Origin of the sequence: Bacillus sp. B.PNR1 (genome assembly GCF_030386235.1) — a bacterium.
GTDB lineage: Bacteria > Bacillota > Bacilli > Bacillales > Bacillaceae > Bacillus > Bacillus stercoris.
Genome location: NZ_JANYMN010000001.1, coordinates 1,828,786 through 1,845,117, shown reverse-complemented (window position 1 = coordinate 1,845,117; position 16,332 = coordinate 1,828,786). Strand labels below are relative to the sequence as shown.

The 16,332-nt window shown below is 41.9% G+C and carries 19 protein-coding genes, 1 tRNA gene and 1 riboswitch; of the genes, 9 read left to right on the top strand and 11 right to left on the bottom strand.

Going from position 1 to position 16,332, the window contains the following annotated elements; genetic code table 11:
- Positions 1 to 43: 43 nt before the first annotated feature.
- The gene (locus tag NZD81_RS09670) at positions 44 to 2,323 is read right to left on the bottom strand and encodes an ATP-dependent helicase (RefSeq protein ID WP_289860345.1); all 2,280 of its coding nucleotides are present in this window, start codon (positions 2,321 to 2,323) and stop codon (positions 44 to 46) included.
- A gap of 116 nt (positions 2,324 to 2,439) precedes the next feature.
- On the opposite strand from NZD81_RS09670, the gene NZD81_RS09665 reads away from it, so the two are divergent.
- Positions 2,440 to 2,694, top strand: a complete 255-nt coding sequence (locus NZD81_RS09665) for a hypothetical protein (RefSeq protein WP_289860343.1) — start codon at positions 2,440 to 2,442, stop codon at positions 2,692 to 2,694.
- 71 nt (positions 2,695 to 2,765) lie between these two features.
- Here NZD81_RS09665 and NZD81_RS09660 read toward each other — a convergent pair whose 3' ends face one another.
- The 3 genes from NZD81_RS09660 to NZD81_RS09650 are packed head-to-tail and all read right to left on the bottom strand — an operon-like array spanning position 2,766 to position 4,466.
- On the bottom strand, positions 2,766 to 3,188 hold the full coding sequence (locus NZD81_RS09660) for a GNAT family N-acetyltransferase (protein WP_069838988.1): 423 nt from the start codon (positions 3,186 to 3,188) through the stop codon (positions 2,766 to 2,768).
- A gap of 3 nt (positions 3,189 to 3,191) precedes the next feature.
- Positions 3,192 to 3,707 (bottom strand): YjcG family protein, encoded by a 516-nt coding sequence (locus NZD81_RS09655; protein ID WP_014663564.1) that lies wholly within the window; start codon positions 3,705 to 3,707, stop codon positions 3,192 to 3,194.
- Between the two features lie 36 nt (positions 3,708 to 3,743).
- Entirely contained in the window at positions 3,744 to 4,466 is a 723-nt protein-coding gene (locus tag NZD81_RS09650) for an esterase family protein (RefSeq protein ID WP_014663565.1), read from the bottom strand.
- Positions 4,467 to 4,633: 167 nt separating this feature from the next.
- Positions 4,634 to 4,754: riboswitch (SAM riboswitch) on the top strand.
- A 67-nt stretch (positions 4,755 to 4,821) separates the two neighbouring features.
- Here NZD81_RS09650 and metI point away from each other — a divergent pair.
- Together metI and metC are read left to right on the top strand one after the other, a co-directional pair.
- Positions 4,822 to 5,943, top strand: coding sequence for a cystathionine gamma-synthase/O-acetylhomoserine thiolyase (metI, locus tag NZD81_RS09645; RefSeq protein WP_040083807.1), 1,122 nt, complete (start codon positions 4,822 to 4,824; stop codon positions 5,941 to 5,943).
- Positions 5,936 to 7,108, top strand: coding sequence for a cystathionine beta-lyase (gene metC / locus NZD81_RS09640; RefSeq protein ID WP_014663568.1), 1,173 nt, complete (start codon positions 5,936 to 5,938; stop codon positions 7,106 to 7,108). Before metI ends, metC begins: the two co-directional genes overlap by 8 nt.
- A 226-nt stretch (positions 7,109 to 7,334) precedes the next feature.
- Here metC and NZD81_RS09635 read toward each other — a convergent pair whose 3' ends face one another.
- Together NZD81_RS09635 and NZD81_RS09630 are read right to left on the bottom strand one after the other, a co-directional pair.
- A complete protein-coding gene (locus NZD81_RS09635; RefSeq protein ID WP_014663569.1) occupies positions 7,335 to 7,880 on the bottom strand; it encodes a GNAT family N-acetyltransferase in 546 nt (181 codons plus the stop codon).
- A 68-nt stretch (positions 7,881 to 7,948) separates the two neighbouring features.
- Positions 7,949 to 9,139 carry a DUF819 family protein gene (locus NZD81_RS09630; RefSeq protein ID WP_289860337.1) on the bottom strand — a complete coding sequence of 397 codons (1,191 nt, stop codon included), beginning with the start codon at positions 9,137 to 9,139 and terminating at the stop codon, positions 7,949 to 7,951.
- A 172-nt stretch (positions 9,140 to 9,311) separates the two neighbouring features.
- On the opposite strand from NZD81_RS09630, the gene NZD81_RS09625 reads away from it, so the two are divergent.
- Positions 9,312 to 9,384, top strand: a tRNA-Val gene (locus NZD81_RS09625).
- 114 nt (positions 9,385 to 9,498) lie between these two features.
- Here NZD81_RS09625 and NZD81_RS09620 read toward each other — a convergent pair.
- The 5 genes from NZD81_RS09620 to NZD81_RS09600 form a co-directional block, all read right to left on the bottom strand.
- Complete coding sequence (locus NZD81_RS09620; protein ID WP_069703694.1) at positions 9,499 to 10,710, bottom strand: tyrosine-type recombinase/integrase; 1,212 nt, start codon at positions 10,708 to 10,710, stop codon at positions 9,499 to 9,501.
- Between the two features lie 2 nt (positions 10,711 to 10,712).
- Positions 10,713 to 11,207 carry an ImmA/IrrE family metallo-endopeptidase gene (locus NZD81_RS09615; protein WP_289860334.1) on the bottom strand — a complete coding sequence of 165 codons (495 nt, stop codon included), beginning with the start codon at positions 11,205 to 11,207 and terminating at the stop codon, positions 10,713 to 10,715.
- A gap of 69 nt (positions 11,208 to 11,276) precedes the next feature.
- Positions 11,277 to 12,212: a hypothetical protein gene (locus NZD81_RS09610; RefSeq protein ID WP_289860332.1), complete on the bottom strand. Its 936-nt coding sequence runs from the start codon at positions 12,210 to 12,212 to the stop codon at positions 11,277 to 11,279.
- Between the two features lie 18 nt (positions 12,213 to 12,230).
- A complete protein-coding gene (locus tag NZD81_RS09605) occupies positions 12,231 to 13,271 on the bottom strand; it encodes an SHOCT domain-containing protein (RefSeq protein ID WP_289860329.1) in 1,041 nt (346 codons plus the stop codon).
- Positions 13,272 to 13,451: 180 nt separating this feature from the next.
- Entirely contained in the window at positions 13,452 to 13,829 is a 378-nt protein-coding gene (locus tag NZD81_RS09600) for a helix-turn-helix domain-containing protein (protein ID WP_256766792.1), read from the bottom strand.
- 165 nt (positions 13,830 to 13,994) lie between these two features.
- Here NZD81_RS09600 and NZD81_RS09595 point away from each other — a divergent pair, with 165 nt between their 5' ends.
- The 5 genes from NZD81_RS09595 to NZD81_RS09575 all read left to right on the top strand — a co-directional run bounded on the left by NZD81_RS09595 (position 13,995) and on the right by NZD81_RS09575 (position 16,212).
- Positions 13,995 to 14,222 (top strand): helix-turn-helix transcriptional regulator, encoded by a 228-nt coding sequence (locus NZD81_RS09595; protein ID WP_044445043.1) that lies wholly within the window; start codon positions 13,995 to 13,997, stop codon positions 14,220 to 14,222.
- Positions 14,223 to 14,233: 11 nt separating this feature from the next.
- Entirely contained in the window at positions 14,234 to 14,425 is a 192-nt protein-coding gene (locus NZD81_RS09590) for a helix-turn-helix domain-containing protein (RefSeq protein ID WP_010329848.1), read from the top strand.
- Between the two features lie 64 nt (positions 14,426 to 14,489).
- Entirely contained in the window at positions 14,490 to 15,257 is a 768-nt protein-coding gene (locus NZD81_RS09585; RefSeq protein ID WP_289860323.1) for a phage antirepressor KilAC domain-containing protein, read from the top strand.
- 131 nt (positions 15,258 to 15,388) lie between these two features.
- Entirely contained in the window at positions 15,389 to 15,958 is a 570-nt protein-coding gene (locus NZD81_RS09580; protein WP_289860321.1) for a helix-turn-helix domain-containing protein, read from the top strand.
- On the top strand, positions 15,955 to 16,212 hold the full coding sequence (locus NZD81_RS09575) for a YqaH family protein (protein WP_289860319.1): 258 nt from the start codon (positions 15,955 to 15,957) through the stop codon (positions 16,210 to 16,212). The genes NZD81_RS09580 and NZD81_RS09575 overlap by 4 nt, the downstream gene beginning before the upstream one ends.
- Positions 16,213 to 16,332: the final 120 nt, after the last annotated feature.

Below are 16,332 nucleotides of genomic sequence, written 5' to 3'. Positions count from 1 at the left end.
GCCTTTTTTTACAGTAAAAACCCGGCAGTAATCTGCCGGGCTGTTAATGATGTAAGGGCTGTCTTGCTTTTTGTAGAAGGGGATACAAAAATCTTGAGCGGTTGGCTGTTTTGCCGCGCCTGTTGGCGGGGCAAGACAAATATAAATGCTGTTTCGCCCGGGTCATCGCTACATATAAAAGGCGTCTTTCCTCCTCAAGAGCGGCCTCGTCTCCTTTTCTTGCCGTTTCTAATGAGAAATCGTGCGGAATTGAGCCGTCTACAGTGCCTAACACGTAGACTGTTTTGAATTCAAGGCCTTTTGAACGGTGAATGGTCATCAGCTGAACACCATGTTCATCCGTTCTGTTTTTCTCAGCGGCCCTCATATGATCCACGTGGGCAAGAAAGTCAGGAATCGTTTTGAACTTCTTGGCGACGACCTTGATATCGCGCAGGTCATCGGAGCCTTTTTCTAGCTTGTTGCCCTCATTGCCCCGTTTTTTTAGATACTCGGAGAAGCCCATTTTTCCTTCTGCAAATGTGATGGCTTCTACAGGCTTCATCGTGCGCAGGCTTGCGAAAAACGGTACGATTTTCTTGATTTTGTCAAGCTGAAACGGCTTCAGATCAGGCAGTTTGGCCAGCGCTTGAATCATCGAGCAGTCCTCGGTAATCGAGAGCGCCTTCAGCGTATTCAAAGCGGACTGCTTTAAAAACAAGGCGGGAAACAAGTGCTTAATCGCCTCAGTGTCATCCTCATTTTGGCTTGCATACAAGTAGGCGAGAATCTGACGGACGATCCGTCTGCTATAAAACGATTGGACGCCGCGGTCAGCTGTATACGGAATTGACGATTGATGAAGCCTTTCATATATAGCGCGGCCTCCGCTGTTTGTGCGGTAAAGAACCGCAAAGTCTTCTGGACTGGCGCCGTTTTGAATTTTTTCTTTGATATCGGAAACGACCATTGTGGCTTCTTCCTCTTCGTCGTAAGGATAAAAAAGCACAGGGACATGAATGTCATCACGAGCGGCTTCAAGCGTTTTGGCATATCTGTTTTTGTTCTTTTTCACGACGATGTCAGCACTAGAGACGATCGGATGCGTAGATCTGTAGTTCGCAGTTAAATAGATCGTCTTCGCTCCGGGATAATCCTTTTGAAAATCAAGAATGAAAGACGGATTGCTGCCGCGAAACGCGTAGATGGACTGGTCATCGTCTCCGACACAGCACAGGTTTTGCTCCGGGCTGGCGAGCATTTGCATGATTTTGTATTGAACCGGATTAATGTCCTGAAACTCATCGATTAAGATATACGTAAACCGAGATTGATATTGTTCCAGAAGGTCAGGCCGCTCGATAAACAATTCATAGCAGGCTGAAGCCATGTCATCAAAATCAAATTGGCTATGTTCTTTTTTCTGGCGTTCATAATGTTCATATAAACGATAAACTTGTTTTTCCCACTCATCTTTTAGAGGGATGCGTTCATTTGGGACATAAGTGTTTTTCCAAAAACCGATCTGCTGCAGAGCTTGGTCAACCGGGAACTCTTTCTCATCGATGCTCTCCTCATAGAGTGCTTTTTTGATATATTGTTCCCGCTGCCACTCCATTTTTAGCAGATGCTCACCGTTCCATTTAGCAGAATCATAGTGATACAAGATTTTATAAAACAGACTGTGGAATGTTCCTGTGACCAGTCTTCTGACTTTTGCCTGCTGTAATCCGTACTGGTTCGCCATACGCTCTTTCATTTCAGCGACAGCTTTTGTTGTAAAGGTGACAAGCAGCATGTTTTCCGGCGGTATGCCCAAATGTTCAATCATGTGGGCGGCACGGGCTGTCAGCACCCGTGTTTTTCCGCTCCCCGCACCTGCAAGCACAAGCAGCGGGCCTTCTGTTTCCGTGACAGCTTTCAGCTGATCCGTGTTTAAACCGACAGACGGAAAAAGGCTCGTATCGGGTTCTATTGTTTTTGGCACAAATGGTGTTCCTGGTTTAATGCTTCTTGGACGGTGCCATTCCGTGACAGCTGGGGACGAGTCAGCGGCGATCGCTTTTCCCTTTGGCAAACGAATAACACCAGATTCCTGATCATCTTCTTTTTTTTCCTCTTTGGCGGGCTTCGGAACACACGCCTCCTCACATGCCGGGAAATCGCCTGGCTGGCGATGGATAAACTCTGGCGGATCGGCGATGTTAAGCCGTAACAACACGGGCTTTCCGCAATGAGAACAAAATAAATGTCCTTTTATTCCTTCTTCAAAGAGGAATTGATAATGTTCTCTCGAATATGTATGTAAATGTATAATTCGATCATTCAGTCGGGCGCATTTCAAAAAGGGGTCCTCCCAATCAAAAGGTGTTCATTACAGACAATGACTATCATATCAAAAGAAATGTGTTTCAAAAAGTAAGTTTAAGGGAAAAGAGACAGCAGAGGGGTGGGTATCGTATGATATATGCAGGTCACATTCAAAACCAGCAATACGCTCAATATGCTAATAGAACGATTGGACATAAGCAGGATTATGCCGGAACCGAAAAAATCAGCTATGTCCCGTTTCAGCGGATATACAAAGAACTTGAAAAACAGCAGGAGAATCAAACGGCTGCTGAAAGAAAAGTAAACGAGGCAAAACGTAAGCGCTCTCTTTATAAGAGATTGCGAGAAAAAGGAATGGGCACATATATTAATCGATATGTATAAAAAACCGTTCATACGAGAGAACGGTTTTTTATATGCGGAAAAATCCGGATCTTAATAGACCCGGATGCTGTTTAGTCTTTCATCATTTGTAAGTGAGGAATGCCGGCATCGAGGAATTCTTTTTCCGAAAGCACGCGATACCCGTGTTTCTTGTAAAACGGCACAGCCTGTGTTTGCGCGTTTAAAATGAAACCGGAAGCGCCGCCGTCTGAAGCGGCTTTTTCGAGCGCTTTCATAATGATGCCGCCGACACCGGCGGAGCGGTGGCTTTTCAATACGCAAATGCGCTCTAACTTGCCGTAGCCGTCCTTCATACGCCATCTTCCGGCGCCGACAGGCTTTTCGCCGTCATACACGACGATATGCTCCGACTCATTTTCAAGTTCGTCAATTTCTTCTTCAGCAGGCACGTTTTGTTCTTTGACAAAGACTTCTTCTCTTACATAAAAAGCATCTTTCAATTGTTCTTCATTTTTTGCGATCACTGCTTCCAAACATTATTCTCCTCTGCCTAACAAGAAGGTTTCGTAAACTGTCCACGATCCGTTTTCCAGCTGGTAAAGCAAGTGGAAACGGTCAACAATTTCTTCATGCGACACTTCCTGCATTTTTAATTGTCCCAGCACATCTGAATGCTCATCGTCGGAAAGATTTTGGCCGACCGTCACATGCGGAACGAAATTATATTCCTGTTCGCCGGCCAACACACCGGTGTATAGCTTTTCATTGAGTGTTTTTAACTCTTCCGTCGGCTCTGCTTTAATATAAATGACATTATTGACAGGCGCAAATGAGCTGTATTTTGTCAATTTGAGAACGACTGGGTGGGACTCTTTTGCGATGTTTCTCAAATGCGATACGAGCTGATCCGCTTTCTCCTCCGCACATTCAAACGATGCTCTCAGCGTCAAATGTGGCGGGATCAGAGAGTAGCTTGGGTCATAGCGCTTTCTGTAAGAGTTTGCAAGGTCTTGGAGCTTTTTTGATGGAAATAAAACGATTCCGTATTTCATATTTTGTCCCTCCTGGAAATAAAGTATGATAGAGTGTTAAAGCATTTTTTTCAGCGCCGGGGTGATGAGTGGCTGCCAGTATGTCCATTTGTGGTCTCCGTCAAATGGCTCAAAATCATAATCGGAAAGCTTCTTCTCCAGCAGCTGTTTCAGCTCCTGATTCGGTTCTGTAAAGTCCAGAATGTTCCCGTCTGTCGTGTGGACGTCAGTTTCTTTTGTTCCGATTTGGTGATAAATAGAGAGGTGTTTGATATCGTCAGACTGTTTCACGGCTTCTAGTACGTGTTTGTCAACATAGGGAGACTGCATGATGATGTTGCCAAACATATTCGGATAATCAAGCGCTGTCATAAGTGACACGGTTGCTCCGAGCGAATCACCGATCAGCGTTCGGCCGTAACCGACCTGATAGGTTGGATACTCATCATCTGCAAAAGGAACGAGCTCATGGGCGATGAACCGTTTATACGCCGAAAATTTTGAACCCTCCGGATGGTAGGTGTTTCTGCGCTCTTTTACATCCTTATAAGGAACACCGATAATAATGCTCCGGTCTATTTCGTGTTTCGACAGCAATTCTTCGACCTGTCTGCCGATTCTCCCCAGCCTGAAATAATCGTGGCCGTCCTGCGCGATAATGACATGGTATTTATAAAGCGGGGAGTAGTTGGACGGCAGATAAACAAGTAAGGTCATTTCCTCGTTAAGCTCTTTTGAAAAGAATTTCTTTTCTTGCACTGTGCCGTTTTTCGGTGCCATAAAAACATTCCTCCAGGACATCACTATACTTTCTTGCATTTTCAATTATTGTACCATGAATTATTAGAAATTTCTCTCTTTAAACGGTTCGGCACACGAAGAAAAAAGTGTTGAAATAAACTGTGAATTGCGCTAATATAAAACAATCAGAAAATTGAAATCGATATTTCTTATCGTGAGAGGTGGAGGGACTGGCCCTTAGAAACCTCAGCAACCGGCTTGTTTTGCATGTGCAAAGCGCCAAGGTGCTAAATCCAGCAAGCGTTTTTTATGCTTGGAAGATAAGAAGAAGCGTTAAACCCCTTCTTCTTATGAAGAAGGGGTTTTTATTTTGAAAAGGGAAGGTGTCAGCTATATGTCACAGCACGTTGAAACGAAATTAGCCCAAATTGGGAACCGAAGCGACGAAGTCACGGGGACAGTGAGTGCTCCTATTTATTTATCAACAGCATACCGCCACAGAGGGATCGGAGAATCAACCGGATTTGATTATGTCCGCACAAAAAATCCGACACGCCAGCTTGTTGAGGACGCGATCGCTAACTTAGAAAACGGCGCGAGAGGGCTTGCCTTTAGTTCGGGAATGGCTGCTATCCAAACGATTATGGCGCTGTTTAAAAGCGGAGATGAACTGATCGTTTCATCGGACTTATATGGCGGCACGTACCGTCTGTTTGAAAATGAATGGAAAAAATACGGATTGACCTTTCATTATGATGATTTTAGCGATGAGGACTGTTTACGCTCTAAGATAACGCCGAATACAAAAGCGGTGTTTGTGGAAACGCCGACAAATCCGCTCATGCAGGAGGCGGACATTGAACGTATTGCCCGGATTACAAAGGAGCACGGTCTTCTGCTGATCGTAGATAATACATTTTATACACCGGTCTTGCAGCGTCCGCTTGAGCTGGGAGCAGACATTGTCATTCACAGCGCAACAAAGTATTTAGGCGGGCATAACGATCTGCTTGCGGGACTTGTCGTGGTAAAGGATGAGCAGCTCGGAGAGGAAATGTTTCAGCATCAAAATGCGATCGGCGCCGTTCTGCCGCCATTTGATTCGTGGCTTTTGATGAGAGGAATGAAGACGCTGAGCCTAAGAATGCGTCAGCATCAGGCAAACGCGCAGGAGCTTGCGGCGTTTTTGGAAGAGCAGGAAGAAATTTCAGATGTACTGTATCCCGGAAAAGGCGGCATGCTGTCCTTCCGTCTGCAAAAAGAAGAGTGGGTCAACCCATTTTTAAAAGCGCTGAAGACCATTTGTTTTGCAGAAAGCCTCGGCGGGGTGGAAAGCTTCATTACATACCCTGCGACCCAGACGCACATGGATATTCCTGAAGAGATCCGTATCGCAAACGGGGTCTGCAATCGGTTGCTGCGCTTTTCTGTCGGAATTGAACATGCGGAAGATTTAAAAGAGGACCTAAAACAGGCATTATCTCAGGTCAAAGAGGGAGCTGTTTCATTTGAGTAATCACAATTGGACGCTGGAAACCCAGCTCGTGCACAATCCATTTAAAACAGACGGCGCAACCGGGGCGGTCAGTGTGCCGATTCAGCACGCCTCGACCTTTCATCAATCTTCATTTGAAGAATTCGGCGCATTTGATTACAGCCGCTCTGGCACGCCGACAAGAACAGCTCTTGAAGAAACAATTGCCGCACTGGAAGGCGGAACGAGAGGATTTGCTTTCAGTTCAGGCATGGCTGCCATCTCAACAGCCTTTTTACTGCTCTCACAGGGTGATCACGTTCTTGTGACAGAAGATGTATACGGCGGAACCTTCCGTATGGTGACAGAGGTGCTGACTCGGTTTGGCATTGAGCATACGTTTGTCGACATGACGGATCGTAATGAAGTGGCGCGGAATATCAAGCCGAACACAAAGGTCATTTATATGGAGACACCATCAAATCCGACACTTGGAATTACGGATATTAAAGCAGTTGTTCAGCTTGCAAAAGAAAACGGCTGCCTGACCTTTCTGGACAATACATTTATGACGCCGGCTCTGCAGCGTCCGCTTGATCTCGGCGTGGATATTGTACTTCACAGCGCGACAAAGTTCTTAAGCGGACACAGCGATGTGCTCTCAGGTTTGGCTGCTGTCAAGGATGAAGAGCTTGGAAAGCAGCTATATAAGCTGCAAAACGCGTTCGGTGCCGTCCTTGGCGTGCAGGATTGCTGGCTTGTCCTGCGCGGATTAAAAACATTACAGGTCCGTTTAGAGAAAGCGAGCCAAACAGCCCAGCGGCTTGCGGAGTTTTTCCAGAAGCATCCGGCGGTCAAGCGCGTGTATTATCCGGGACTGTCTGATCATCCCGGCGCTGAAACCCATAAAAGCCAGTCGAAGGGAGCGGGAGCAGTGCTATCTTTTGAGCTTGAAAGCAAAGAGGCCGTTAAGAAATTAGTCGAGAATGTGTCACTTCCGGTCTTCGCTGTCAGCCTTGGCGCAGTGGAATCGATTTTGTCCTATCCGGCAACGATGTCTCATGCGGCAATGCCTAAGGAAGAGCGTGAAAAACGCGGCATTACTGATGGCCTGCTCCGTCTTAGTGTGGGAGTCGAACATGCAGACGATTTAGAGCACGATTTCGAACAAGCGCTGAAAGAAATTGCACCAGTGGCAGTTCGTTAAAAAGAAGCCGGTGGCCCGGCTTCTCAGATTGTAGACAAAGTCCTAAAACGGTTTCTGTTTTAGGATTTTGTCATCTTTTCAGCGTGATTGAAAACCTTTGAAGTCTAGGAAGGACGAGCATTGGAGCGGAGCGAATGTTATAATTCGTGAGCACTAACGCGCAGGACTGACAACGAATGCGAGGGTTCGGCGACACGCTGAGAAGCCGGGGATGGCCCGGCTTCTTTTATTGTTCATCATCAGGATTCAAAACCGCGAGGACTTGATGATCCTCCCAAACGCCATTAATTTTTACGTTTTTTCGGGCGATGCCTTCTTTATGAAATCCCGCTTTTTCTAAAACACGCATGGACCCGAGATTACGGGGCATCACACCGGCTTCAATTCGATGAAGTCTCAATTCGCGGAACGCATAATCAACAACCAATCTGACAGCCTCTGTCATAATTCCCTTTCCGTTATGAGCCTTGTCTAAAAAATACCCGACGAACGCAGTTTGCAGCGATCCGCGGAGGATCTGAAAGAGTGAAACCGTTCCGATTAATCTTTCGTTTGACACTGTAAAAATGCCAAAATGATATTCTTCATCTTTCTCAAGTCTTTGCTGATACTCGGTTATTCGTTTTCTTTGCCCCTCAACCGTATAATAATCGTCTGCGCGTATCATAGAAAACTGTTCGAAGAAATCTCGATTTTCGCTTTGCAGCCGCAGATTTTCTTCGGCATCCGTTACTTCTAAAGGTCTAACATAAATGGTTTTTCCTTTTAGCATACAGTGACCTCTCCGTTCTCATGTCAGATTCCTCTTACATTATTCTCAGGGAAATGCAAATATCCTTTTTATAAGAAGGAAGAAAACCAATTTCCCATAAAAGTGCCAACATAGTTGCCGATTAAGTAGCCGAGCGTACCGACAAGCATGATCGGAGCGACAAGCTCCCGCCATCCCTTGGCAATTGCCATCGCAGCCGCAGTCGTCGGTCCCCCGACAGCAGCGTTGACGGCGAGCAGAATTTCTTCAAGCCGAACGCGGAACAATTTTCCGACAGCTAAGGAAACCGCTAAATTGCTGATCGCAATGATAAACACAAATAATAGAATAAGAGGCGCATTGGTAACGATTAAGCGCAGATCTGCAGGAATGCCAATCACCACAAAAAACAAATAAATCAAAAAGGTTCCAAGCTCTTGAGATCCATTGAGCCTTTCAAAAAAACGCGGGAAAAGAAAAATGATAAGAACAGTTAAAGACGTAAGCATTAGATACTGATCGCCAAGCGTACCGGTCAGCAGTGGATGAGAAAAAACGCTTTTACAATAGCCGGAAACCTTCACACTAACCGCAACAAGCGCAAAAGCAGCGCCGGCATTATAAGCAATGTCCTTTAAGGAAATATCCTTCCGTTTCCAATAGCTTTCAGCACTGTTTCCGCTGTTTCCATCGGCTTTTACCTTCTCTTCAAACGGCATGGCATAATGCCGCTGAAACCATTTGAGTGCAGGAATGCTGATTAAAATAAAAAACAAAAGTGCCATCATAAAATTATCAGCCACAACGGTAGCTGACACATATTCACCAGGCGTCTCAAATTTTGCCGCCATCGCCGCAAAGTTGACCCCGCCGCCGATATAAGAGGCGCTGATCATCCCGCCAATTTTATCGAGATAAGGAATATGCTGTTTGAGAAGAAAAAAAGCAAGAATGCTCCCAAGCACAGTGCCGACAGAGCTAATCAGAAAAATAAACAGCAAACGCCTGCTTTCCTTAAAAATCTGCCGCACATTGATCTGAAACAGCAAAAGAGGGATCGCCAACGGCACTACATAAGACCATACGGTATCATATACAGGTGACTCAACAGGAAGCACTCCTACATTTGTAAACACCATAGCACCTGCAAGCGCGATAATAGCGCCCGACACAGCGGACGCCCACTTAAAGCGCTGCTCCAGCCCGATGCTCACTGCCGCCCATACCGCAATAAACCCCCATAATACCCATACATCATCAGAAGAAATCAAAGAATGCAAAACCCCATCACCCCTATTGTTAGAAAATTAAGACATATTATAATAGCCGGGGAACGGAACAGCAAGTCCGAAAAAAGTTTTTCTGAAAAAGTAGTTGACGAATAGAAGGGAAGGTTATATAATAGAACTTGTCAGAAAGACAACAGCATACCCAGCAACACATACATATCATGATTCCGTAGCTCAGCTGGGAGAGCGCTACCTTGACAGGGTAGAGGTCGCTGGTTCGAGCCCAGTCGGAATCATAGCTTAAACCCTTGCATAGCAAGGGTTTTTTACTTTACTTTAATAAAGCCGGTTTATCAAATTCGCGAGTTGTTGGCAAACTGTTGGCGAACTTGATTTTTTGGCTTCGAAATTCATTGACCGTATCTCTTTTTAGGGTCAAAATTGTTGAATAGTTCAGCTGTCTCATCAGCTAATTTTTTTGTTACATGGCCATATCTATCGAATGTAGTTCGATAGCTAGCGTGTCCAACTCGTTCTTGAATCGCTCTATAATTTGCACCAGCTTCGATTAATAAAGTAACCATTGTATGACGCAACTCATGAAGTCGTATTTTTTTCAGTCCATACTTTTTAGTGAACTTGGACCATTTTGCCGTGGGGGTTGTGTAATAATAGGGCTTACCTTTCCCACTATGGAAAATGTATTGATGTTCTCCACCTTCCCAAGCATCACCTAATCTTAGTTTCTCTTTTTTCCACATTCTATAGTATTTCTCAAGCTCATCCATGTACCAATCAGGCATCTTTACAAAGCGCTTGGACTTTTTTGATTTAGGATCTTTGATAAGTGGTTTTCCGTCAATTGTTTTTGGAATTGAACGATTTACATAAAAACCTCCTGCATCCCAATCAACATCTAAATGCCATTCAAAGGCTAATCCTTCTGCTCTTCTTAGACCGCCAATCATTGCACCCAAAAAGTATAATCTCCACATTATATCAATCTGATAAAGAGCTTCAATGCATTCTTTAGCTGCTTCTGAATCATAAAATTGCATTTCTTTGGTTTCAACAGAAGGGGGATCTAAATCTTCGGTTGGATCTACTTTGATTAGTTTCCATTGCTTAACAGCAACTTTGAACATTGCCTTTAGAACTTTGAATATGTCGTATCTGGTTGAACTTGATAAACCTCCTGGTTTGCCGTCTTTTCGAATTCCGTCTTTTTCAAGTGAATCCATAAAGTCAACAATATGCATTGTTTTGATCTGATCTAATCTCCTGTGACCGATCGCTGGAAGAATATAGTTTTTAATATGACTCTCATGCATTTCAGATGTTCTGTGGGCAAATTTCTTATATAAAATTCGTTCTTTATATTCGTTTGCAAAAGACTCGAAGGTTGTTTTTTCGGGCGATATATATTCACCAGACGTCACTTCCATTTCGAACATTAGGAGTTGCTGTGATAAATATTTTTCTCGCTTTCTAACGCTGTTTAGAATTTTTGGATCTTCAATTTTGATTGTTTTAGTCTTCCTATTGCGTTTGCCTTTTGAATCATAACCGTTCTCAACAACTAATAAAAATGATTTTTGACCTCTAGCCATCCAATGACCCATGATTAACACCTCACTAAATAAAGTTTCTCTGAAAACAGTTTTCTTTTGTACATTTCAAGCCGTTTAGCTGCAAAAAGGTATGTGACGTTAAAGGTATCCCCAATTAACTTTATAGCCTCCGATTGCATGCGCGGCAACGAAATCTTTTCGAGCATAAATGTCGGTACACAAAAGTGATACATGAAACTATTGGCTTGATATTCTTGAAGCTCTCTAAACATTCTGTTCATATTAAATTGGTTTCCGGCATGCTTCAGCACGTGGGCGAGTTCGTGAACGAAGTCTTGCCATTGCTCTTGTGGAGAAGCCCGAATATCCAAAACCATGCTGTAAAGACCATTGATACAAAACATGCTGCTATTAGCTTTCTCATAATGAATCCATATCTTAAAAGCAGCGGCAATGCGTTCAAGATCTATGTTTTCAGGAGTAAGCATATTTAATTTTGTATAAATCTTTTTTACTTCTTCTTCAAGATGCGATAACTGGATTGTCATAATAAACACCGCCGTATGGGAATGTATGTTCTGTTTTTGGTGTGAAAGAAAAGCCCTGAACGGACTTTCTCATTTGAAATAGGTATCAACAATTTCATTTATTGTAGCAATAATAAAGTGACAATCTCCTTGCAAGACTTTACCCGGGCTTGTATGAGAAGAGAGATTTCTTACTTTATAACAGACGTCTATGCGACTTTTGAATTTATAGCTTATAATATTATGCTCTCTTAAACGTTCACCGAGCTTGTCTAACATTGTGCCATCACTGTCTTTTACTTTTACGCCATTATCTTTGAGTAATAATTTACATAGTGTTTCAAGACATACACCTAAAGTAGCACAAGAGGCTAGGTATAAAGAATTCTCGTATGCTGCAATGGCTTGATCCATTTGGTAACTAAAATCCTCATCGTTTACTTTTTCTATAATTGCCTTCAAATCTAAAAGAGAATAAACATATTTCTTTGCGGCATCTTTTGCATAATAACTAACTGGATGGTTGACGTGTTTAATAAAACTTTTTCCTTCAAAAGAGGCCAGATCTAACATATTAGAATAAAAGTTTCTTCTCCAAGTTTTTGCATTAATAAATTCTAAAAATTCTTGTAAGTCACATTCAGATAATTTATCCTCTATTGCAGACATGTTGTAGTGATAAATTAAGTCACTTTTTGTGAAAATCCCGTTTTTTTGCAAGATGTGTAAAACAAAGTCGCTAGTAGTATTAAATTTCGAATATTCTTCATAATGCTTTTCATTCGTTAAGTCAATTACTTCAAGATCTAACTCCTTATTCTTATCTAGTACAAGGTAAAGGTGAAGTGTGTTAAGATCCCCAAGAATTGAAGATAGTTTAATAACATATATTTTTATATTTAAAGGGTCTTTTAAACGAAACGCTTCGGGATTAGTAGAGTAGGCTGTTTGAAATAGGGAGTCAATTATATCACTATATAATTCCATATGATATCTAACCAAGGCTTTTGTATTTTCTTCTAACACTTGAATACCACCCTTTTATTATAGGTTCAGTAACTGTTTCTTTTTGATTTCATATTCTTCTTGAGTGATAGCATCCATGTCCAATAATTCTTTATATTTTTTCAACTCATCGGCTGCTGAAATACTTGGTGATGGTACAGATGCCGCAGTTGCTGCCGATTGTGCTGGCGCAGACTGATGTTCCTCGATATACTTTTGAATTTCTAAAACCATTGGTAATTCATCTTTTATAAATACAAAAGAATTATCGTCCTGAATAGCATCCCATAATCCACTTGTTTCATTTGCAGCCGGGGTCAAAAATTGAAAATAACCAGATGTGACTAAACCAGGTTTTTTAATTTGAATCCCCGTTAATTCACTAATTCTGTATGATTTCTCACCACTGTAACCACGTGTAATGGTGTTGACTGCACCTTTTCTGGCAACTCTTATAAAGTTGCCATCCAAAGTAACTGTTGTTTTGGCAGATTTAAAGTAGTATTCCTTAATGTTCTTCTTGAGTTCTTCTTGCTGCTGTTGGTGTTTCTCTTCATTGCCAGCAATTTTTGACTCCACAAACTTATGAAGTCCTTCAATGTCGCCTTCTGATATTGAATTTATGTTTATAGTGCCATCAACTGTTTGTAAATCGATTTTATATCCAATCATAGGTTTTCGGCTGATTGAAATCTTTATAATCTCTTCATATGACCATTGCGTTACAACAGGTTGCTTTTTCTTCAAAACAATGAAATATACGAGGTTTTCAGTTGCGACAAAAAGCCCCCAAGATGAGTCACCTTTCATGCACCCGCATACAAGTTCATTAATAGTCTCGTTCTTTTCATCAAGAATGGTTTTTACTGCCTCATATGTTTTCACAAAGTTTTTAGAGGCTTTCATCGTTTTTTTAAACTGACAATTATAAACTTCACCATTTTCAAATAAAAATGCCAACTGTAATTTTCCCTTTTTATAAAAAAATGTCATCAGAAAATTAAAAGAAGATACCCGTTTTTTGGTACACCAATGGGATACGGTTGGGAAACCAGTGGTACACCATTGGGAGACGAGCATTTCTTCAACCCCTTGATACAGAAGGGGTTAACCACTTGTAATTTTTAACATTGGTATACGGATGGAATTACATTAGTTACCATTAGACTTTTTTAGGAAACTTCTATTAATAACTAAATAACTAAAGAGTAACTAAATCAATATAGATTAATCATTGCAATACTTTTGTTTGAAGCAATATCAATCGCTCTCCGCATTTGGAGATTTACGACCTTTTGCTTTTTCTTTCTCTTTCAAATAATTAATGAAATCGATAGCTTGCTTTCGACTTTCTTCCGAAAAGTCCGAAGCTTCTTTAAAGGCGATTTGCAAATCAGGATCGTCAAAAAGGTCATGATTAAATTCATTTGGTTTTTTGCCAGTTAGAATATAGTCAGTTGTTACTCCATACAATTCAGCAATTTTAACCAGCATTTCTCCATCAGGTTTCCTTAAACCATATTCCCAATTTGCATAGGTGGACATAGTTTTAATGCCGAGTTTTTTAGCAACTAATGATTTACTCCAACCTTTTTTCTCTCTTAATTCAGTTAAGATTTTTCCTGTTATATTTTCCATTTTCAAACACCTTTTTCATTTGGTGTGTAAATTTTATCACGTTTTACACAGTGAAGATAAATAGTTACACAAAAAGAATAAAATATTATTGACTTACCCTATATGTGTATATTATTATGGATTTAACAACGAGTTACACAAAAAGAGTAAGGTGGTGTTACAGTAATGCTTGAAAAATTACGAGCAGCTAGAATTTCTCAGGGAAAAACACAAACATATATGGCTAAACAATTGGGATACAGATATGCCAGCGGTTATGCGAATATCGAAATGGGTCGTACTAAGCCAAGCTTAGAGAAAGCACAACAAATTTCTGAGCTGCTAAATGGAGATGTAAAAGAGCTTTTTTTTGACGAAAAGTTACACGATATGAGTAATAAGACTACAGCATAGGAGGCATAGAAATGACGCGTAACACAATGACCGTGCAGGAAGCTGCTGAATACCTCGGTGTTCACCACGACACGATTTACACAATGGTTCGTGAAAAAGAAATTCCTCACTTCCGAGTACGCACACGTATTTTCTTCACTAAGCACAACATAGATGCGTGGATCGAAGCACAGGAACAAGCAAATATGAAACAAGCGCAATAGCAAAGGACCTACTGAACGAAAATTTCCGTTTAGTGAATGACAACTCTATTAAGGAGGTTCATGAATGAATCAATTGCAAACGTTCAAGAATGATTTATTCGAAGTTGCTGCCAAGATTGAAAATGACCAAATCCTTTTTGATGCTGAAAGAGTTGCAAGATCATTAGGGATCGTACAAGAAAAGAACAACAAACAATATATCCGTTGGGAACGTGTGAATGAGTATTTACCACAGTCTTCCCCAGAAGTGGGGAAAGGTGATTTCATCCCTGAACCACTGGTGTACAAGCTAGCTTTTAAAGCATCTAATCAAGTTGCTGAGCAATTCCAAGACTGGTTAGCAATTGAAGTTATCCCGACTATCAGAAAAACGGGCGGTTACGTAGCAAATGACGATTTATTCATCCAAACATATTTGCCGCAAGCTGATGAAAATACAAAGCTGCTTTTCAAAACTACTCTTCACACTATGAAAGAGCAAAGCAAGCAAATTGAAACCATGAAACCGAAAGTGATTTTCGCTGAGGCGGTTGAATCGTCCGAGTCCTCTGTACTTGTTGGTGAATTAGCGAAAATCATCCAGCAAAACGGTGTAGATATCGGGCCAAACAAATTATTTCAATGGCTGCGCGACAATGGGTATCTGATTCGCAAAAAAGGTGAGTCATTTAATCTCCCAACTCAACGCAGTATGGATATGGGCCTATTTGAAATCAAGAAAAGAACAGTAAGCAATCTTGACGGCTCTATCAGGACCACACGCACACCAAAGGTAACCGGTAAAGGTCAGATTTATTTTGTAAATAAATTCATGTCTTCTCAATCGGCTTAATCACCTTCACTCCACAACTTTGAGGAGTGAGTTGATCTCCACAATTTTGGGGAGATACAGCAAGGGACAACCCCATCCCTTCATTAATTAAATTTTACCAATAAATAACTTATATATCAGGAGGCAAACATATGGAGAACAACCCATACAATTTGCGGAATTTACCGCAGATTATGCGCAAAGCCCGCAAGACTGCAGGTCTTGCACAGTACCAAATCGGAATTCTAATCGGAGGGAAAGATCAGCGTTATGTCTCAGATGTTGAAAACGGTTTTAGCAGACTAACACCTGAGTTGTGCATTAAGTGGTTTGAAGCCTGCGAAGCCTATGAACACATTGATCTCGTACATTACCTGTTTAAGTTGCATCCGACAGCGGTTGCACCGATTGATCCTGCATTAAATGAAAGCGCAAGTGCTGCGGTAATAAATATGATTCATCAGCTTGAAGAAGCATTGCAGGCTACTAAGCAGTTGGCACGATGGTTGGCAAGTGATCGACCGGGCCGTTCAAATGATTTACCGATGGGAGATATCAAGCAGATCTTTGATCTGATACCAGCAAATAAAACACTGATCTACTCATTAGTTCGGAATCACGGACTGAATATGCAAGAGCTGGCTGACAGGTGGACACGTAAAGCATTAATGGATCAGGTTGCAATGTCAAAACAAGAGGAAAGGCAGGCTATGCTCATATGAAACTCAATCAATTCTTGAAATCTGATGAAGAAGTTGCAAAACGAAAATCACTTTCTGTTGAAAGTATGGCTGATCTGTTACTGGCATCATTAAAAGATGGAGATTTCGAAGAAGCTTTAGATATTCTTGGCAGTATTAAATTGAATATTGAGGATTTGAAACGTCTCTCCAATAAAGGGTTGTTGCAGGATACAGTATTAAAAATGCAACAGCGAGGCATTGATTTATCAGTTGTGCGGAGGAGCTTAGGATGATGGTTCACTTTGTCCACAAACCAGCAACAGCGTTGGGGGTCAGAGCATGGTGTGAAAGAATCCGAAATCATAGCGAACTGTACTTGATTTGGGATGAACGCACAGCGAATTACAGAAAGG